Origin of the sequence: Psychroserpens mesophilus (assembly GCF_050617655.1) — a bacterium.
Classification (GTDB): domain Bacteria; phylum Bacteroidota; class Bacteroidia; order Flavobacteriales; family Flavobacteriaceae; genus Psychroserpens; species Psychroserpens mesophilus_A.
The window spans coordinates 1-275 of sequence record NZ_JBODQC010000150.1 but is presented as its reverse complement, the minus strand read 5'-3'; the positions used below and the strand labels follow the sequence as shown (position 1 = coordinate 275).

Sequence of the window (275 nt, the reverse complement as noted above, 5' to 3'; positions counted from 1 at the left end):
CCCGCGGCTCGATCACCGTCTCGGTCTTGCCCGCCTTGACCTTGCGCGCCACCAGGTCCATGACGGCGGCCTTGAACTCATCCTTGTACTGCTCCGGGTCCCAATGGCCGGACATGTCGTCCACCAGCATGCGCGCCATCTTCAGTTCGCTGGCGCTGGGCGACGTGGCCTTGGCGCCGGACTTGGGCAGGTCCAGGTCGTCGGCGGCCTTGACCTCGTCGCCCCAGCGCATCAGGTTCAGCACCAGCGCGTCGCCCGCCGGGATCAGCGCGGCC

The 275-nt window shown here is 69.1% G+C and carries 1 pseudogene; it reads right to left on the bottom strand.

Annotation, left to right across the window (positions count from 1 at the left end):
- Nucleotides 1–275: pseudogene (locus ACRHNM_RS16715) on the bottom strand (hypothetical protein); the annotation flags it as partial.